This window comes from Burkholderia sp. Ap-955, assembly GCF_011753045.1.
Taxonomy (GTDB): Bacteria; Pseudomonadota; Gammaproteobacteria; order Burkholderiales; family Burkholderiaceae; genus Burkholderia; species Burkholderia lata_D.
This window is the reverse complement of sequence record NZ_VWWH01000004.1, coordinates 157890-176114: the sequence shown is the minus strand read 5'-3', so window position 1 is coordinate 176114 and position 18225 is coordinate 157890. Positions and strand designations below refer to the sequence as shown.

12 protein-coding genes are annotated in these 18225 nt (G+C 64.7%); 6 read left to right on the top strand and 6 right to left on the bottom strand.

All coding sequences use genetic code 11. The annotated features are described in order from the left end of the window. Window positions 1–90 precede the first annotated feature (90 nt). Window positions 91–6093, top strand: a complete 6003-nt coding sequence (locus F3J15_RS04070; RefSeq protein ID WP_166888013.1) for an MG2 domain-containing protein — start codon at window positions 91–93, stop codon at window positions 6091–6093. Window positions 6094–6147: 54 nt separating this feature from the next. After that, a complete protein-coding gene (pbpC, locus tag F3J15_RS04065; RefSeq protein WP_166888010.1) occupies window positions 6148–8562 on the top strand; it encodes a penicillin-binding protein 1C in 2415 nt (804 codons plus the stop codon). A gap of 34 nt (window positions 8563–8596) precedes the next feature. Here the strand turns inward: pbpC and F3J15_RS04060 are convergent, their stop codons facing one another. After that, a complete protein-coding gene (locus F3J15_RS04060; protein ID WP_166888008.1) occupies window positions 8597–9811 on the bottom strand; it encodes an MFS transporter in 1215 nt (404 codons plus the stop codon). A gap of 290 nt (window positions 9812–10101) precedes the next feature. On the opposite strand from F3J15_RS04060, the gene F3J15_RS04055 reads away from it, so the two are divergent. Next, window positions 10102–10815: an alpha/beta hydrolase gene (locus F3J15_RS04055; protein ID WP_089448252.1), complete on the top strand. Its 714-nt coding sequence runs from the start codon at window positions 10102–10104 to the stop codon at window positions 10813–10815. Between the two features lie 437 nt (window positions 10816–11252). On the opposite strand, the gene F3J15_RS04050 is transcribed toward F3J15_RS04055, so the two are convergent. Then, window positions 11253–11450 carry a hypothetical protein gene (locus tag F3J15_RS04050; RefSeq protein WP_144020716.1) on the bottom strand — a complete coding sequence of 66 codons (198 nt, stop codon included), beginning with the start codon at window positions 11448–11450 and terminating at the stop codon, window positions 11253–11255. 264 nt (window positions 11451–11714) lie between these two features. Here F3J15_RS04050 and F3J15_RS04045 point away from each other — a divergent pair, with 264 nt between their 5' ends. Beyond that, on the top strand, window positions 11715–13691 hold the full coding sequence (locus tag F3J15_RS04045; RefSeq protein ID WP_166888005.1) for a hypothetical protein: 1977 nt from the start codon (window positions 11715–11717) through the stop codon (window positions 13689–13691). A gap of 259 nt (window positions 13692–13950) precedes the next feature. On the opposite strand, the gene F3J15_RS04040 is transcribed toward F3J15_RS04045, so the two are convergent. Then, entirely contained in the window at window positions 13951–14289 is a 339-nt protein-coding gene (locus F3J15_RS04040) for a helix-turn-helix transcriptional regulator (RefSeq protein WP_011354126.1), read from the bottom strand. Between the two features lie 79 nt (window positions 14290–14368). Here F3J15_RS04040 and F3J15_RS04035 point away from each other — a divergent pair, with 79 nt between their 5' ends. After that, complete coding sequence (locus tag F3J15_RS04035) at window positions 14369–15268, top strand: hypothetical protein (protein WP_166888003.1); 900 nt, start codon at window positions 14369–14371, stop codon at window positions 15266–15268. Between the two features lie 207 nt (window positions 15269–15475). Beyond that, window positions 15476–15706, top strand: coding sequence for a hypothetical protein (locus F3J15_RS04030; protein ID WP_166888001.1), 231 nt, complete (start codon window positions 15476–15478; stop codon window positions 15704–15706). Between the two features lie 97 nt (window positions 15707–15803). On the opposite strand, the gene F3J15_RS04025 is transcribed toward F3J15_RS04030, so the two are convergent. The 3 genes from F3J15_RS04025 to F3J15_RS04015 all read right to left on the bottom strand — a co-directional run bounded on the left by F3J15_RS04025 (window position 15804) and on the right by F3J15_RS04015 (window position 18215). Next, window positions 15804–16811, bottom strand: a complete 1008-nt coding sequence (locus tag F3J15_RS04025) for an aldo/keto reductase (RefSeq protein WP_166888000.1) — start codon at window positions 16809–16811, stop codon at window positions 15804–15806. A gap of 51 nt (window positions 16812–16862) precedes the next feature. After that, window positions 16863–17189, bottom strand: a complete 327-nt coding sequence (locus F3J15_RS04020) for a carboxymuconolactone decarboxylase family protein (RefSeq protein ID WP_039369463.1) — start codon at window positions 17187–17189, stop codon at window positions 16863–16865. A gap of 132 nt (window positions 17190–17321) precedes the next feature. Continuing rightward, entirely contained in the window at window positions 17322–18215 is an 894-nt protein-coding gene (locus F3J15_RS04015) for a LysR family transcriptional regulator (RefSeq protein ID WP_166887999.1), read from the bottom strand. Between the last annotated feature and the right edge of the window lie 10 nt (window positions 18216–18225).

Here is an 18225-nt window from a genome sequence, read left to right as displayed (position 1 = left end):
ACGGCGCAACCGGGCCGCGCCGTCACAGACCCATAACAATTCGGGGAAGGTTGCCGTACCAGGCAGCATGTCCTTGATAAGGAAATAACAATGGATTTGCTGCGTTTCCTGCTGCTCCTGCCGATTCGCGTGGCGGGCTTCGTCTGGTGGCTGCTCGGCTGCGCGCTGCGGCCGCTGGTCGGCGACGTGTCGTGGACGGCGCCCGCGTGGATGGGCGTGACCGCCGCGGCCGTGCGCCGCCGCCCGTGGCATGCCGGCGGCCTCGTGCTGCTCGCGGCCGCGCTCGGCTACGGCGGCTACTGGTTCAAGCATCGCCCGAAGCCGCCCGAGCCCGCGACGGTCAGCTTCACCGTGAAGGCGCCGGCGATCACCACCTACGAGGTGGACGACACCGACAAGCCGAAGATCACCGTCCATCCGCTCGAAGTCGTGTTTGCGCAATCGGCGGCGCCGATCGAACAGGTCGGCAAGCCGGCCGGCGACGGCATCGAGATGACGCCTGCGCTGAAGGGGGCATGGGAGTGGGCCGACGACAAGACGCTGCGCTTCACGCCGGCCGCCGACTGGCCGGTCGGCGCGCACGTCGAGGTGCGTTTCGCGGTGCACCGGGTGTTCGCACCGCAGGTGCTGATGCACGACGACCGTTTCGCTTTCGACCTGCCGGCGTTCGCCGCGACAGTCGGCAACAATGAGTTCTACCAGAACCCCGACAATCCGGCGGAGAAGCAGGCGCTGCTGCAGTTGCGCTTCAACTATCCGGTCGATCCCGCCGAGTTCGAGAAACGCATCGGCCTCGTGCTGGTCGGCCGCGATGTCAAGAATACGACGCCGCTGCGCTACACGGTCAGCTACGACAAGATGAAGACGAGCGCATGGGTCCGCTCGCAGTCGGTCGAGATACCGCTCAACTCGATGGCGGCACGGCTCGACGTCGACAAGGGCGTGAAGAGTGCGCGCGGCGGCAACGGCACGCCGGACGTGCTGCATGCATTGGTCGACGTGCCGGGGCTCTACAGCCTGTCGATCGACAACATCGCGCCGACGCTCGTCGACAACGAGCGCTACGAGCCCGAGCAGGTGCTCGTCGCGGAGGCATCCGACGGCGTGCGCAGCGCCGACCTGGCCGCACGCGCCAAGGCATGGGTGTTGCCGAAGCGCAAGCCGGGCGTCGATCAGTCGGACGACGATCCGCCGTACGCATGGAACGTCGCCGACATCAGCGATGCGGTGCTGAAACAGTCGAAGCCGCTGGCGCTCGACGTGGTACCGACGGAGAACGACTACGCGACGCTGCAAAGTTTCAAATATCACGCGACGCCGGGCGATCGCATCTTCGTGCGGTTCGCCGAAAACCTGAAATCGGCCGGCGGCTACCTGCTCGCCGAGCCGGTGACGACCGCGTTCACGGTACCCGACTATCCGAAGCTGCTGCGCTTCATGGCCGACGGTTCGCTGCTGTCGATGAGCGGCAGCAAGCGGCTGTCGGTCGTGTCGCGCAACCTGCCGGGGATGAAGGTCGAGATCGGCCGCGTGCTGCCCGACCAGCTCCAGCACCTCGTGAGCTTCAACAACGGCACGTACGCGCGGCCCGAGCTGTCGTATTCGTTCAGCGAGGATCACATCGTCGAGCGCTTCGTGCAGACGCGTGCGTTCCCGGCCGGCGACCCCGGCAAGGCGCATTACGAGGGCATCGATCTCGGCCAGTACCTGAAGGGCGGCAAGCGCGGCGTGTTCCTGCTGCACCTGACGAAGTACGACCCGGCGGCCGAGAAGAAGAAAGCCGACGATGCAAAGGACAGCGATGCATCGTCCGGCGACGGCAGCCAGGATCAGTCGGACAACGCCGATTCGGGCGACAGCAGCGGCAACGGCGACGACAGCGACAACGCGCTCGGCGACACGCGCCTGATCGTCGTGACCGATCTCGGGATGCTCGTCAAGAAGGCGCTGGACGGCAGTCAGGACGTATTCATCCAGTCGATCCGAACGGGCAAGCCGGTTGCGGGCGCAACCGTGTCGGTGCTCGCGGTGAACGGCCAGGCGCTGTTCACGCAGACCACGAGCGCCGACGGCATCGTGCATTTCCCCGCGTTCAAGGGGCTCGACCGCGAGAAGCGGCCGCAGCTGTACGTCGTGAAGAAGGACACCGACCTGTCGTTCCTGCCGGTGGCCGGCCGCGATCGCCAGCTCGACTTCTCGCGTTTCGACGTCGACGGTGAGCGCAATGCGACGGGCCAGGGGCAATTGTCCGCGTACCTGTTCTCGGATCGCGGGTTGTATCGCCCCGGCGATCCGTTCCACATCGGCCTGATCGTGCGGGCGGCGAGCTGGGCGCGCAGCCCGGCCGGCGTGCCACTGCAGGCGGAGATCGTCGACCCGCGCGGGATCACCGTCGAGCGCAAGCCGGTGACGGTCGATGCGACCGGCTTCACCGAGCTCGGCTATACGACGGCCGAAACGGCGCCGACCGGCACGTGGACCGTCAACCTATACATCGTCAAGGACGGCCAGCCCGGTGCGGAGCCGATCGGCAGCGCGACGGTGCAGGTGAAGGAGTTCCTGCCCGACCGGATGAAGGTCGACGCGAAGCTGTCGCAGCAGGTCGTCGAAGGCTGGGTGAAGCCGAAGGGGCTGAAGGGCATCGTCGATGCGCAGAACCTGTTCGGCACGCCGGCGGAGAAGCGCCGCGTCGCGGCGACGCTGACGCTGCGCCCGGTGTGGCCGTCGTTCCGCAGCTGGCAGGGCTATCACTTCTTCGATGCCCGCCGCGCGAAGGAGGGCTATACGACGACGCTGCAGGACGGCACGACCGACGACAAGGGCCATGCCGAGTTCGACCTCGATCTCGACAAGTACGCGGACGCGACCTACCAGCTCTACTTCCAGGCGAAGGCCTATGAAGCGGAGGGCGGGCGCAACGTCGCCGCGAACGCGCAGGCGCTCGTGTCGAACAACGACTGGCTCGTCGGCTACAAGTCGGTCGACGATCTCGGCTACGTGAAGCGCGGCAGCCCGCGCACGGTGCGGCTCGTCGCGATCGATCCGAACGCGAAGGCGATCGACGTGAAGGACCTGCGTGCGCAGCTCGTCGAGGAACGCTACGTGTCGGTGCTGACCAAGCAGGATTCCGGCGCATACAAATACGATTCGCGGCTGAAGGAAGTACCGGTCGACGACAAGCCGCTGGCGATTCCGGCGGCTGGGCTCGACTTCACGCTGCGCACCGACAAGCCGGGCAGCTATGCGCTCGTGATTCGCAACGCGGCCGGCGCCGCGGTGAACCGGATCGAGTATTCGGTTACGGGCGACGCGAACGTCACGCGTTCGCTCGACCGCAACGCGGAACTGCAGGTGACGCTCGCGAAGCACGACTACAAGCCGGGCGAGCAGGTCGAGATCGCGATCCGCGCGCCTTACGCGGGCAGCGGCCTGATCACGATCGAGCGCGACAAGGTGTATGCGCACGCATGGTTCCATGCGGACACGACGAGCTCGATCCAGCACATCACGGTGCCGGCCGGCTTCGAAGGCAACGGCTACATCAACGTGCAGTACATCCGCGATCCGTCGTCCGATGAAATCTTCATGAGCCCGTTGAGCTACGGCGTCGTGCCGTTCTCGGTGAACCTCGACGCGCGCCGCAACGCGGTGTCGGTCGATGCGCCGGCGCTCGTGAAACCGGGCGACACGGTGAATTTCACCGTGCATTCGGCGAAACCCGCGAAAGTCGTGGTGTTCGCGGTCGACGAGGGCATCCTGCAGGTCGCGCGCTACAAGCTCGGCGATCCGCTGAAGTTCTTCTTCCGCAAGCGGATGCTCGAAGTCGGCACGTCGCAGATCCTCGACCTGATCCTGCCGGACTTCGAGAAGCTGATGGCGATGGCCGCGCCGGGCGGCGACGCCGACGATGCAATCGGCCGCCAGCTGAACCCGTTCAAGCGCAAGCGCGACAAGCCGGTCGTCTACTGGTCGGGGATCGTCGACGTGAACGGCGACACGCGCCTGAGCTACACCGTGCCCGACTACTTCAACGGCAAGCTGCGCGTGATGGCCGTGTCGGTGTCGCCGGACCTGGTCGGTACGTTCGAAGGCGCGACGACGGTGCGCGGCGATTTCGTGCTGTCGCCGAATGTGCCGACGACGCTCGCGCCGGGAGACGAGGCCGACGTCAGCGTCGGTGTCGCGAACAACCTGACGGGTGTCGGCAACCAGCCGGTGCCGGTCGCGGTCACGCTGAAGACGGGGCCGCAGTTGCAGGTGATCGGGCCGGCCACGCAGAACGTCGCGCTCGCACCGCAGCACGAGGGTGTCGCGATGTTCCGCGTGAAGGCGACCGACACGCTCGGCTCGGGCACGCTGTCGTTCGGCGCGCGCTATGGCGCGAAGGGGGCGCAGCAGCGTGTCGACGTGTCGGTGCGGCCGGCCGCCGCGTTCCGCACGCAGCTCGACATCGCACGCCTCGATCCGGGCAAGAAGGCGAGCGTGCCGAACCTGCGGTCGATGTACGACGCGTATGCGTCGCGCGACGCGAGTATCTCCACCGCGCCGCTCGTGCTGTCCGAAGGGTTGTCGTCGTATCTCGTCAACTTCGAGCACACCTGCAGCGAGCAGATGGTGAGTGCGGCCGTGCCGCGCGTGTTCGCGGCGAAGTGGCTGTCGGTGCGGGCGCTGACGAGCGCGATGCACGCAACCGACGCCGGGTCCGACGCGACGAACGCGGCGGCGATCACGCAGTTCCTCGGCGTGCTGCGCAGCCGGCAGAACGCACAGGGCGGCTTTGGCCTGTGGAGCGCGACACCCGACGCCGATCCGTTCGTATCCGCGTATGCGATGCACGTGCTGCTCGACGCACGCGAGCGCGGCATCGCGGTGCCGAAGGACATGCTCGACGCGGGTAATCAGTATCTGCAGAAGCTCGCGGCGAACGATGCGCTCGGTTCGCTCGACCTGCTGCGGCAGCGCGCGTACGCGGTGTATCTGCTGACGCGCCAGGGCAACGTGACGACCAACAGCCTCGCGGCCGTGCAGAAGCGGCTGCAGGATGCGTATCCGAACGACTGGAAGAACGATCTCGCAGCCGCATGGCTCGCCGCGTCGTACCAGCTGCTGAAGCAGGACAAGGAGGCCGCGGCGCTGATCGCGGGCCCGCAGGCGCTGCTCGAGCGCAAGCGTGCATCCGACGGCGGCTACGTGACCGGCTACTACCTCGATCCGCTGACGCGCGACGCGAGCGTGCTGTACCTGATCGCTAAGCACTTCCCCGAGCGCGTGCGCAAGCTGTCGCCGCGCGCGATGGACAACCTCGCCGCGCCGCTCGTCGACAATCGCTACAACACGCTGTCGTCGGCGATGACGATCCTCGCGCTCGATGCGTATGCGGCGTCGAGCGCGGGCCAGCTCGACCAGCTCGCGATCGACGAGGTGCGCGCAGGCGCCGCGCCGAAGGACGTGTCGTCGATCCAGGCGAACCTCGTGCGCTCGGGCACGTGGTCGGCCGGTGCGTCGCGCGTCGACTTCGTGAACGGCAGCTCGCTGCCCGCGTGGTGGATCACGAGCCAGTCGGGCTACGACCGCGGCACGTCGACGAAGGCGATCAAGAACGGGCTGGAAATCGTGCGCGACTACACCGACACGGACGGCAAGCCGCTCGACAAGATCACGGTCGGCCAGGAGATCGACGTGCACCTGAAGATCCGTGCGACGGGCTCGGCAAGCGTCGGCAACATCGCGATCGTCGACCTGCTGCCGGGCGGCTTCGATCCGGTCATCGCGCCGCCGCCTGTCACCGACACGCAGGAGGGCGACAGCAACGGCGACGGCGGCGCGTCGGCACCGGTGGCCGATGCACCGTGGCGTTCGCCGATCGGCGTGAAGGGTTCCACGTGGCAGCCGCAGTTCGCGGACGTGCGCGAGGATCGCGTGGTGATCTACGGCACCGCGACGACCGACGTGCGCGAGTTCGTCTACCGGATCAAGGCCAGCAACGCGGGCCGCTTCATCGCGCCGCCAGCATACGGCGAGTCGATGTACGACCGCCGCTTGCAGGCCCAGGCGCCCGGCGGGTCGACGTTGACGGTGGAGCGCGTGCGATGACGATGAGGCTGCAACGTCGTGACCGGCCGCGCCGGGTGCGAGGAGTGCCCGCGCGTGGCTGACGACGTTTCGGTGCGCCGGCGCGTGCTGCACGGCGCCGGCCGCTGGTTGCATCGCTGGCAGAACTGGATCGCCGGCGTGCTGCTCGTGGTCGGCGCGCTGGCCGCGTGCCGGCTGTGGCCGCATCCGCCGCTGCGCGACTGGAAGCCGTCGTCGGTCGCGGTGGTCGACGCACAAGGCCGCTTGCTGCGGCTCACGCTGGCGAAGGACGATCGCTACCGGCTGTGGGTGCCGCTGGACCGGATGTCGCCGCAGCTCGTCGAAGCCGTGATGCTGCACGAGGACCGCTGGTTCTGGTGGCATCCCGGTTTCAACCCGTACGGGCTCGCACGCGGCGCGTGGATCACGTACGTGCGCGGCGGCAATCCGCAGGGCGGCTCGACGCTGACGATGCAGCTCGCGCGCTCGCTGTGGCGGCTGAACACGCGCACGCCGGCCGGCAAGCTCGAGCAGGTTGCGCGTGCGGTGCAGCTCGAACTGTTCTATTCGAAACGGCAGATCCTCGAAGCGTATCTGAACGATGCGCCGTACGGCCGCAACGTCGAAGGCGCGGGCACCGCGAGCGTCGTCTATTTCGACCGGATGCCCGACGCGCTGACGCTGCCCGAGGCGCTCGCGCTCGCGGTGATTCCGCAGGACCCGGCGCGGCGGGTGCGCGGCGGGCAGGATGAAATCAACCGCGCGCTGGCCGCGTCGCGCAACCGGCTGTATGCGCGCTGGCTGACGAAGCATCCGGGCGATGCGTCGTTCAAGCCGCTGTTCGCGTTGCCGCTTGCGATGCGGCCGCTGTCCGCGCTGCCGTTCGATGCGCCGCATGCGGTCGACCAGGCACTCGCCGCACGCAGCGCGTGGCGCACGACCGCGAGCGCGGCGGCGAACGACAGCGACGCCGACGCGCGGCTCGTGACGACGCTCGATCTCGACCTGCAGCACACGCTCGAACGGCAGATCGCACGCTATGTCGCGCGCAACGACACGCGCGGCGTGCGCAACGCGGCGGCGATCCTCGTCGATACGCGCGACATGGGCGTGAAGGCGCTCGTCGGCTCCGCGAACTTCTTCGATCGCACGATCGACGGGCAGGTGAACGGCACGCTTGCGCGGCGTTCACCCGGCTCGACGCTCAAGCCGTTCATCTATGCGCTCGGCTTCGACCAGGGCGTGCTGCATCCGCAGACCGTGCTGCGCGACGTACCGACCGCGTTCGGCCCGTATGCGCCGGAGAATTTCGACGGCCATTTCCTCGGGCCAATCACTGCGACCGATGCACTGAACCGCAGCCGCAACGTACCGGCCGTGTGGGTCGCGTCGCAGCTCAAGTCGCCCGATCTGTACCGGTTCCTGCAGGAAGCCGGCGTGCGCCGGCTCGCGAGCGCGCAGCACTACGGGCTCGCGCTCGTGCTCGGCGGCGGCGAAGTGACGATGCAGGATCTCGCGGCGCTCTACGCGATGCTCGCGAATCGCGGCGAGTTCCGGCCGCTGCGGCTGCGCACGGACGAACCAGCGCTGCCCGGCCGGCGCCTGCTCAGCGCGGAGGCGAGCTACATGACGATGGACATGCTGCGCCAGCATCTGCGCCCCGACGAGACGAGCGGTGCGCAGCCGTCGAGCGTGCCGGTCTACTGGAAGACCGGCACGTCATGGTCGTTCCGCGATGCATGGACGGCCGGCGTGTTCGGCCCGTATGTGCTGGTCGTGTGGGTCGGCAATTTCGACAACTCGACCAACACGGCGTTCGTCGGCGTCGACGCGGCCGCGCCGCTGTTCTTCCAGGTCGTCGACGCGCTGAATGCCGAGCGCACGCTCGTCGAGCCGCCGCGTGCAGTGCCGCCGAAGCTGAAGCGCGTGCGGATCTGCCTCGCGAGCGGCGATTTGCCGAACGAGTGGTGCCCGCAGCAGGGCTGGACGTGGTTCATTCCGGGTACGTCGCCGATCCGCGTGAGCACCGTGCAACGGCCGGTCGTGATCGACGATGCGACGGGGAAGGCCGCGTGTCCGCCATACGACGGCAAGCGCACGCATACGGAGATTTTCGAATTCTGGCCGTCGGATCTGCAGCAGGTGTTCACGCAGGCCGGCATACCGCGTCGGCGGCCGCCGCAGAACGCGGACTGCCGCGACGCGGGGCAGGTCGAGGGCGATCCGCCGCGCATCACGTCGCCGCTGCGCGGCAGTACGTATGCGATGCGTGTAAAGAGTACGGAGGAGACGCGCATCGCATTCAACGCGACGGCCGATGCGAGTGCGCATGCGCTGTACTGGTTCGTCAACGATGTGTTCGTCGGGCGCAGTGCGCCGGGCGATGCGCTGTTCTGGCAGCCGCGGACGGCCGGCAGTTATACGGTGCGGGTGGTCGACGATCACGGGCGGAGCGATCAGCGGCCGCTGGGGGTGGGGTTGGAGCAGTAGGCGCTGTCTCTGTATCCGTATCGCGCGTTCGCGGTCAGCGCGCCGCGATCTGCGCATTTTCGCGGCGAAGACTCGTGTGAGTGAGCATCAGCAAGTTGACGCCGACGACGGCGATCGTCGCGACGATCATCCCGTTCACCCCGACGTGGGACACCAATCCGCCGGCTACATACGGAAACCCGAACAGGCCCGTGAAGTAGGCGATCGTGAAGACCTGCGAGCTCGCCGATGCGGACAGGCCATTTTCGCTGGCGAGATTGACCGCCATGCCGTTCAAGGTGGAGTAGCTGAGTCCGTAGCCGATCGCGAAGACGAACGAGCCGATCGCGTACAGGATTTCGCTACCCGGATTCGACACGAAGAGAACCAGCGCCAGGAGCGTCAGCGCGAACAGCGTGAACGCGAGCTTTCGGACCGGCAACCGGCTGATCGTCTGCGCCAGCGTGAATCGGCAGAAGACGGTAGTCAACGTGAAGGTCACGAAGAAGAGATCGGGTGACAGGTGACGCGACTCCGCATAGATCGCCTGAAAATTCGACAACGCGGAAAAGACGCATGCGGCGAGTCCGATCATGATGATCGGCAGCCGGGTGACATGGCGCAGGATCTCGGCCACCCGCGCCACTGTCAGGCCGGTTGCATCGGCCTGCGGATTGGGTGTGCGTTCCGTCCGTTGTCGGACGATCGAGAATGCGATGGCGGCAATCACGCAGAGACACGCCAGGCCTGCGTAGACGATCGAATACGACCCGAAGCGGTTGGCGACGAAATGGCCGACCGGTGACGCGAGACCCAGCCCGACCATTTGACCGCCCGAGAGCAATGTCAGGTATTTGATCCGCGCGGAGGGCCGGAGGTGATGAGTGATCTGAAGCGGCGCGAGTATGTAAAAGGCCGACCATCCCATTCCCAGAAGCAGGCCGCCGATGAACGCGATCCTCAAATCGTGCGCTGCCAGGCTGAACGCGAGCATGGAAAGCGCCATGACGGCAGCGGCCGCCACGATTGTCGACATCAAGCCGATTCGGTGTGCTATCCATCCCGCGACGAGGGAGCTGACGATCATGGTGAGGATGCCGGTCGAGATCACCGCGCCTGCCATTGACGAGTCCAGGCCGCTTTGACGCAGATGCTCGGAGAGGAGGAAGCTGGCTCCGTAGGCGGCGGCAAGTGCGATGCTCGCGAGGAGGAATGGAATGAATGTGGCGGCGGCGAGCGAAGACGGAAGCGGGTCAGCGGATGTATTCATGGCGTTGGCGTCCAGTTTTTATCGCCGCCACGATGCGTTGAGCGGGCCGGATTTCCTTGATCGTCTTTATGCCGGCGTATGGCGTGCAGAAGGCCCATCCGGAATTTATGATCCTGAGCCTGACGGGCATTGTGTTTTAGGTAGAAGCGGGATCAAATGTACAGTGAAGCCGATTTTCTTCTGCACAGTGCAGGTCTTTGCTGATGAGCCTGGACTTGGAAACTTGAAGTCGGCCGAGATTACGTTGGATGGTTTCGAAACGCGATCCACTACCCGTCTGAATCATTCTGATGTTGCTACCACTCATATTTCTACCGGCGATGCCGTGCGACGGCCGCATGTACGCCGATCAGATCGAAGCGCTGAAGGATCTTGCTTCACCGACCGTGAAGATACTCGCGCATGCAACATTCGCCGAGAGTGCCGAGCAGCTCCTGGCATCGACAAGCGGTGCGTTCATTCTTGCCGGCACGGCATACGGCGGGTGTCTCGCAATGGAAGTGCTCGCGCGAGCGCCGGATCGCGTTCGTGGACTCTGGCTGATGAATTGTCAGCCGGGCGCTCATCCGGATCCGGACGCCGTTCGTGCCACCAGCCGGCGAATTCGCGCCGGAGAGCACGAGCGGGTGATTGCGGAGTTCGCCGAGCGGGCGATTCCGGCGCACGACGGCGCGTCACGGGCCGCATTCGTGCAGATGGCCCGCGATGCCGGAGCGGATTTGTTTGCCAGGCAGTCCGACGCCACGCTGACACGCTCGGATCATTGGGCGACGCTTGCGTCGAGCAAGGTTCCTACGTTGCTCATCTGGGGCGCGGCGGACCGTTTCGTACCCGTCGACGTTGGCCGACGTATCGCCGACGTGATGCCACATGCCAGATTCGAAGCGATCGAAGGATGTGGTCATTTCCCGACCCTGGAGCGGCCTTCACGATGCACGGCGATCGCGCGCGAGTGGTTGAGGGAATCGGTGCTCGGTTGGACTGCGTCCACGTCTCCTGCTTGACAGGTTTCGGACAATGGAGAAGCACCGCCTCCACGAAATCCCGGGAGCGCCAGGCCGTTCATTTTTAAGCTTGAGATAAATTGAAAATCATGAGGCACCGGCCGCAATAAAAGTGTCGATTATTTTGAAATTATAAAAATTTAATAAAAGATCCATAAAATAATTAAATCTGAAGGGCCTGTTTTCGATGTCTGTTTCCGGTCCTGATTGTTTGTCGCGTTTTCATATTGTCATTCCGGATCATGCGTCAAGGTTACCCTGGGCGTATCGATCTTGGAAATTGTTGATAACATTGTGGCTCGAGCTCAGCATGGGTCAATGGCTGGATCCGAGGTGCCACGGTAAATTTTCTAATTCAGAATTTAAAATAAACGAAGATTCGTTAATTAAATGCGGCTTGCTCGATTATCGTATTGACGCGCAATCGGAATCGCGTGCTAGTATCCGGGCAAAGTCGCATGTGATTTAAAAATTGGCGAGATTGAAAGTCGTTTCGAGACCGACGCCACTTCCAGTTCAATACGCGAAATTTTCAGCGGCATCGCCGAGAAAGTAATGCCGACCCTGCTGTTCCCCGCCATTATGCCGATTCCATCGGCAGGGTCGGCGATGCGCTGCCCGGTAGCGGCAGGCACGAGCTACTCAGGATGGGGATCAGGTGACACGGGGAGTCAATACGGGGCGTTGCGCGCAAGTACTGCTTCAGTGGGTCCTTGTGAATGGTTTCGCTAGAGCGGCCCGGTTCGCGGCGGCGTGTCTGCGTTGAGCGGCGGAGCGAGTACGCGAACGTCTAAGCGATGAGAAAGATGATGGCGCCGTGCATGGTGGCAAGAAGTGTGATTTGCATTCCTGATTGATCGTTTGGCAATGACTTTCCCTTCATCCAAGGAGAATCGAACATGAACACGTCACGCAACACCGGACTTGGTCGCCCGCTATTGCGGCCAAGCCGCCGTTATCTGGGCGTCGGCATCCTCGCTCTCGTTGAACTGGGGCTTGCCGGCTGCGGTGATGGCGCGAATGGCGAGTCGTCTGCCGCCAGAATCGCCGCCAGTGTCAAAACTGCCGCGTCCGTCCCCCAGAATTTTCTCTATGCCACGTCAAACGAACCCGCTGCTACAGCAGCCGATCAAACGAACGTGGCAGACGGATTCAATGCTTCGGTTAACGAAGCGACCAAGCTCGTCTTTTCCGATGCAAATTACAGCTGGCTAAGCAATTGGGGTAACTGGAGCACCAATCCGGCATGCGGCCAGGCCGCGATGGATACCGCGCTTGCCAATGGCGGAAACGATGGCTACCTGGCTGGCATCTCGAACCGCTGCGCCTATTACTCACGCGATTTCGCGCACTATCTGGTCGGTGCTTACTACATGGGGTATCACTCGCAGAATCTCGACATGGCGCGGCATTTCGCCCAGATCCTGCACCTGAACAATGGACTCAACATGCCGTATTGGGCCTTTGGCACGAACGGTGGGGTCTACGAGCAGAAAGACGAGCAACCCGCCGTGTTCGAAATCGGCCAGAGTCTCATGACGCTCTACAAGCTGACCGGCGATCAGTCGTTCGTTGCCACACCGCTGAAGAACTATATCGACTATATCAATAACCAGTACTGGACCAAGACCTACTCGAACACCAACCTGACTTACCAGAACGCGGACGGATTCCGCCTGTCACGCAACGAAACGGGCGAAACCGCCACCTACAACGAGTTTGCGTACGATCCGACGGAGAGCCAGTTCATCCCGCCGGGCTATGACATTTTCCTGGGTGCCGATTCGGCGGCCACCCAGGTCGCCTACTATTGCCAGCTTGCTCAATCCCCCGACTTCCTGCTCGATCCAAGCACGGCGTCGACGTATGGCAATCGCTGCGCGAGCCTGAAAAGCAACTTCAATTTGCGCTGGCTGAACACCGGGGCGAACCACTTTTACGCAGCGCTCGCTGGCGTGAAAGGCACCGTCTTTACGTCCAGCAATGCGTCGCAGTTGACGTATATCGACGGTTACGTCGAAGAGCCGAACATCTACCCGCTCTACAAAAACGTCATGGCGGGCGAGCAGAGCGCCGTGAACCAGGCCAACTACGTCGATGCCAACGCGGAAGCCAAGTACAAGAAGAACAACAACAACTACACGCCGGGCATCGAGAGCTTCACGTATCTGCCGACGTCCCTCTTCAACGTTTCGGATGGATCGGCCAATCGCTACGATAACGCCTGGAAGTGGCTGCGCCGTCTCGCCAACACGATGTCGGTCGACGCGAAAGGCGCGTCCGACGGCTATGCCAAGGTCTATCCGGAAGTTCCATTCGTGATGATCTCGGATACGATCACGAAGGTCATCGGTCTCGATTTCGACGGCCTGCACAACAGCTTCACGACGCTCCCGAGGTTGCCGTCAAACTTCAACAATAGTCACTACGTGACGGTCCATCACGTGCCGCTGTACAGTAAAAGCGCGAGCGGTTCGTACACGCTGCCCGTCGACATCACGGTCAAGAAGGTTGCGAACCTTTACCCCACGGACATTACCGCCTATGGAATACAGCTCAATTTCACGAGTACGAAGCCGTGGCAAGTGACCGGTTATTCGGGCGCGATCACGTGGACGCCTCGCTTCTCAGGCGCGAACAACGCCACGTCCTGCGCGATCAACATCACATATGACGATGGCACGATGGATACCAAGACCTACTCGACCGTCCAATCGAACTTGCCGATCTATACGTGCGCCACGTCGACAGGGGCGCCAGTCACGGTTTCGATCCCCGTAGGGACGTCGGCCAGCAAACACGTGTCGAAGGTCGTTGCCGTCACCTACACCAGTTCGACGCCGCCGCCCGAACTGCTCAACGGCATGCCGGACTGAGGCGAAGCCTGACGGAGTCGGCGATGTCACACCGGCTCCGTACAGCCCGCCAAACCCGATGTGGTGCCTGGTGAACCGTCGGTCGATACGGTTCGCTCCAATTCCCCCGTTCTGGTATGCGTGCACGTGGCAGGATGTTGCGCTGTCATCTACGCACGGACGCTGGCTTTTGCACTTCCGGATTGGCGACTGGTGAGTAGTGGCCAGCTGCCGGTTGCCATCGCGGCAGCGCACATGCAACGATCCCCCCGCGCTTCCATCACCCATCATCCGCCTTCGCCTGCAGCCCCTTCAGCCCCTGGATCACGACCAGCAGCGCGCGCCCGTGCTCATCCGACCCGTCCCACGCGTCGACGATCGCGTCGCGCAGCAGGTCGTTGTACTGGCGGCGCGACGGCCCGGTATCGACACCATAGAAACTGCATAGCTTATTGAATGGCGCGCTGCGGCGCAGCCGGTGCCCGTTCGACAGCCTCAGGCGCGATACGGTTGGCTGGCTGACCCCGGAGAGTCGCGCGATTTCGCTGGACGAGCGTGTGTCTGCCATCAGACGGCGCAACAGGTCTTGAACGGGAAAATCTTGGTCCGGGGCTTCCATGCGATGCATTATACCTATACAGTTACGGCTGTTGAATGGGCTTGCTGTCACCAGCGAGGCTGTATCCCCGAGAAAGTTGATGACACTGAAACACCTCCCACCCACGTTCTGCTGGACCAAGATCGGTACCGAGTCCGGCGAGGAACTGCCGACCGTCGTGCTCCGCAAGGAATGGGAGCGCCGGCTCGGGGGCGGGCGTTTTCTGTGGGGCATCAACCAGCCGCTCGGCAGCAGCGCGCAAGTCGCCGCGCATCGCACGGGCTCGCTGCTCGCGCTGTTTTCGCCGGTCGCATCGCGCCCGCGCGCAGGCGAGCGGAAAGACATGCTGCTGTGGAATGCCTGGATCGACGCAAGCGGGCAGGTGCGCCCGCTGCCGCCGCACACGTTCATCGCCAGCCGCTCGACCTTGCCGTCGGGCCGGCGTCGCGAACAGCACTACGCGCTCGTGTGCGCGTCATCCACCGCGCTGACGGTCGGCACGCAATTGCGCGTGTTTCCCGATCACCTGCGCAGCGTGAGCACCGGCCAGCCGCTTGGCGCCGCACAGGGCGCGGCCGTGGTCGATTGCGTCGGGCGTGCGAAGGAGCAGACGGGCAAGAGCTATCCGCTCGCGCTGTCGGTCGAGCTCGAAGCACCGTATTTCGTGCGGCTCGCACAACCGTGCGTGCTGAAGGCGCGCGATCTCGCGGAAGTGAACAAGGCCACGCGCGCGGGCGATTTCGATCGCTTCGTCGAGCTCGTCGCGCGCTTGCGCGGCCGTTCGCCGACGGACTCCGTGCGCGGCGTCACGCGTGATCTGTTCGATGTGCCGCCGATCGAAACGGCGGCCGCGTATGTTGCGCCCACGCACGCAGCGCGATTGCGCAACCGGCCGGCGGCCGAGCATCCGCGCGATCTCACCGGCGACCTGTTCGACTTGTCGCCGGGTGAAGCGGCCGCGTTCGCGGGCCTTGCGCATCCCCGTATCGGGCGCGCGTGACGAAACGCGCGCAGCAGATCGCGCAAGAATTTGTTGCAATCTCGCCATAGCGGAGCGGCGAGCGCAGAGAGACAATCGGCACGAAGCGCGCTGCGCGGCGGCCGATGCGTCGATACTCGATGGGTCGTGGTTCACGCCGCCGACATGCGCACCACGCACACTGAGCGTCGGCGTGCTTCACACTGCAACCCTGAGGGAGAAGTGTCGATGTCGACCCACATCTGTTCGCGGGAAGCCCGGGCCGCGCAGCGCTTCGTCGAAGCCACGCGCAACGTCGATCAGGCCTTTCGCGCCGTGCGCGGCGAAAGCGACGACGACGTCTCGTCGGCCGAATACGCACGCGCGATGTCGCGCCTCGATCGCGCGCTCGACGAGCTGGCGCGTGCGCAGGAATTTTTCGATCGCGTAGTCAGCGCCGACGCAGCGCACGACAACTGATCGAGCTGCATCAACGTGAAAGCGCGTCGGGCGACGCGCGTTCATCTTCATGCCGGGCATCGCGCCCGGCATGTCATTCAGTCATCCCGTTCCGACTTCAGACCTTGCGGCCTTCGACCGGATAGCCGGGATCGGTATAGCCGTGCGTCGATGCATGCCCGGGCGGCACGAGCGAATCGACGAACCGTTCGTCATCCGGGCCGAGTGCGAGCGTCAGCGCATCGATGTAGCTGTCCCAGTGCGCTTCGGTGCGCGGCCCCGCGATCGTCGAGCTGACGATGCGGTTCTTCAAGACCCAAGCAAGCGCGAACGCAACCGACGTCGTGCCGCGCGCGGCGGCATGCGCGGCCACCTGCTGCGCGATGTGCAACGATTCGGGGCGCCATTCCGTTTGCTGGATGCGACGGTCGCCGCGGCCCGCGCGCGAATCGGCGGGCGGCTGCGCATCGACTGCATATTTGCCGGTCAGTACGCCGCGTGCGAGCGGGCTGTACGGCACGACGCCGATCCCGTAGTGCGCGGCGGCCGGCAGTTGCTCGACCTCGGCCGTGCGATCGACGAGGTTGTACAGCGGTTCGCTCGCGACCGGGCGATCGATGCCGAGCTGGTCCGCAAGCCGCACGATCTCGGCGATGCGCCAGCCCTTGAAGTTCGACAGCCCGAAGTAGCGCACCTTGCCTTGCCGGATCAGGTCGGCGATCGCGCGCATGCCTTCGTCGAGCGGTGCATCGGTCAGCGCGCGATGGAAATAGAGGATGTCGATGTAATCGGTGCCGAGCCGCTTCAGGCTCGCATTGACCGATTCGACGATCCATTTGCGCGACTGGCCCTGCCGGTTCGGCCCTGCGTCCGGCCCGGCCGGATAGCCGAACTTCGTCGCGACGACCCAGCTGTCGCGACGCGACGCAATCGCGCGGCCGACGACTTCTTCCGAGCGGCCGGCGTGATAGACGTCGGCCGTGTCGATGAAATTGATGTCCTGGTCGAACGCCTTGTCGATGATGCGCGCCGATGTCGCTTCGTCCGCCTCGCCGCCGAACATCATTGCACCGAGACACAGCGGCGACACCTTGAGCGCGCTGCGCCCGAGATAGCGGTAATCCATGAAGGCTCCATGCGGGCCCATGCCCGCCGGTTGAATGAGGGGACGTCGCGCTTACACGCCGGCTTCGTCGAACACGCGCTGCGCGATCGTCAGCGCCGAGCTTGCGGTCGGCCAGCCCGAGTAGAACGCGAGGTGCGTGATCGCTTCGACCAGTTCGTCGCGCGTGAGGCCGTTGTCGAGCGCTTTCTTCAGATGGAACGGCAGTTCGTTGACGCGATACAGCGACACGAGGCTCGCGACCGTGACGAGGCTGCGATCGCGCGGCGACAGGCCGGGGCGCTGCCAGACGTCGCCGAACAGCACGTTGTCGGTGTAGTCGGCGAGGGCGGGGGCGATGGCGCCGAACGCTTTGCGTGCGGCGGAAGTCGGTTCGGACATCGAGGGCTCCGGGGACAGTGAGGAACACCGTCGATGGTAGCTACCGATGCGTCTATCGATAATCCCCGCCAATCCGCATGCACTTATCGACCCGATTCATGAATCGCGGCGCGGGTGCGGAGCAAAGCGGGCTCATGCGCGATAGCGCAGCGCCTCGACGATCACCGCGAGTGCGCGCGACGACTGCCGCCGGCTCGCGTAGTACAGGTGATGGCCGGGGAACGTCGGGCACCAGTCGGCGAGCACGCTGTCGAGGCGGCCGGCGGCGACATGCGGCGCCGCGAGTTCGGCGGGCACGTAAGCGAGACCGTAGCCCGCGAGCGCCGCATCGAGTGTTTCGTAAGTGCCGTTGAAGGTGACCTGCCCGTCGACGCGCACCTGCAGCATGTCGTCCCCGCGCGCGAGCTCCCACGCGTACAGCGCGCCGTGCGTCGGCAGGCGCAGGTTGATGCAGTCGTGCGCGACCAGATCCTGCGGCGACACGGGGCGCGCGTGTTCCGCGAAATACGCGGGCGCGCCGACGATCGCCATTTTCATGTCGGCCGAGATGCGTACGGCGATCATGTCCTTCGCCACTTGGTCGCCGAGCCGCACGCCGACGTCGAAGCGCTCCGCGACGATGTCGGACAGCCCGTAGTCGTTCACGAACTCGACTTTCAGGTCGCGATAGTCGCGCAGGACCGGCGCGAGCTTCGGCCACAGCAGCGTGCGGATCACGAAGTCGGTCGCGTTGATGCGCACGGTGCCCGCCGGTCGGTCGCGCAGTTCCGCGAGCGCAGTCAGTTCGGCTTCGATTTCGTCGAAGCGCGGTGCGAGATTGCGCAGCAGACGCTCGCCGGCTTCGGTCGGCGCCACGCTGCGTGTCGTGCGCGTGAGCAGCCGCACGCCGAGGCGCGTTTCGAGCGAGCGGATCGTATGGCTGAGCGCGGATTGCGAGACGCCGAGCTGCGCGGCCGCACGCGTGAAACTGCGCTCGCGCGCGACGGCGATGAAGGCGAGGAGGTCCGCAAAGTTGTCGCGCGGCATGGAAGGTGTC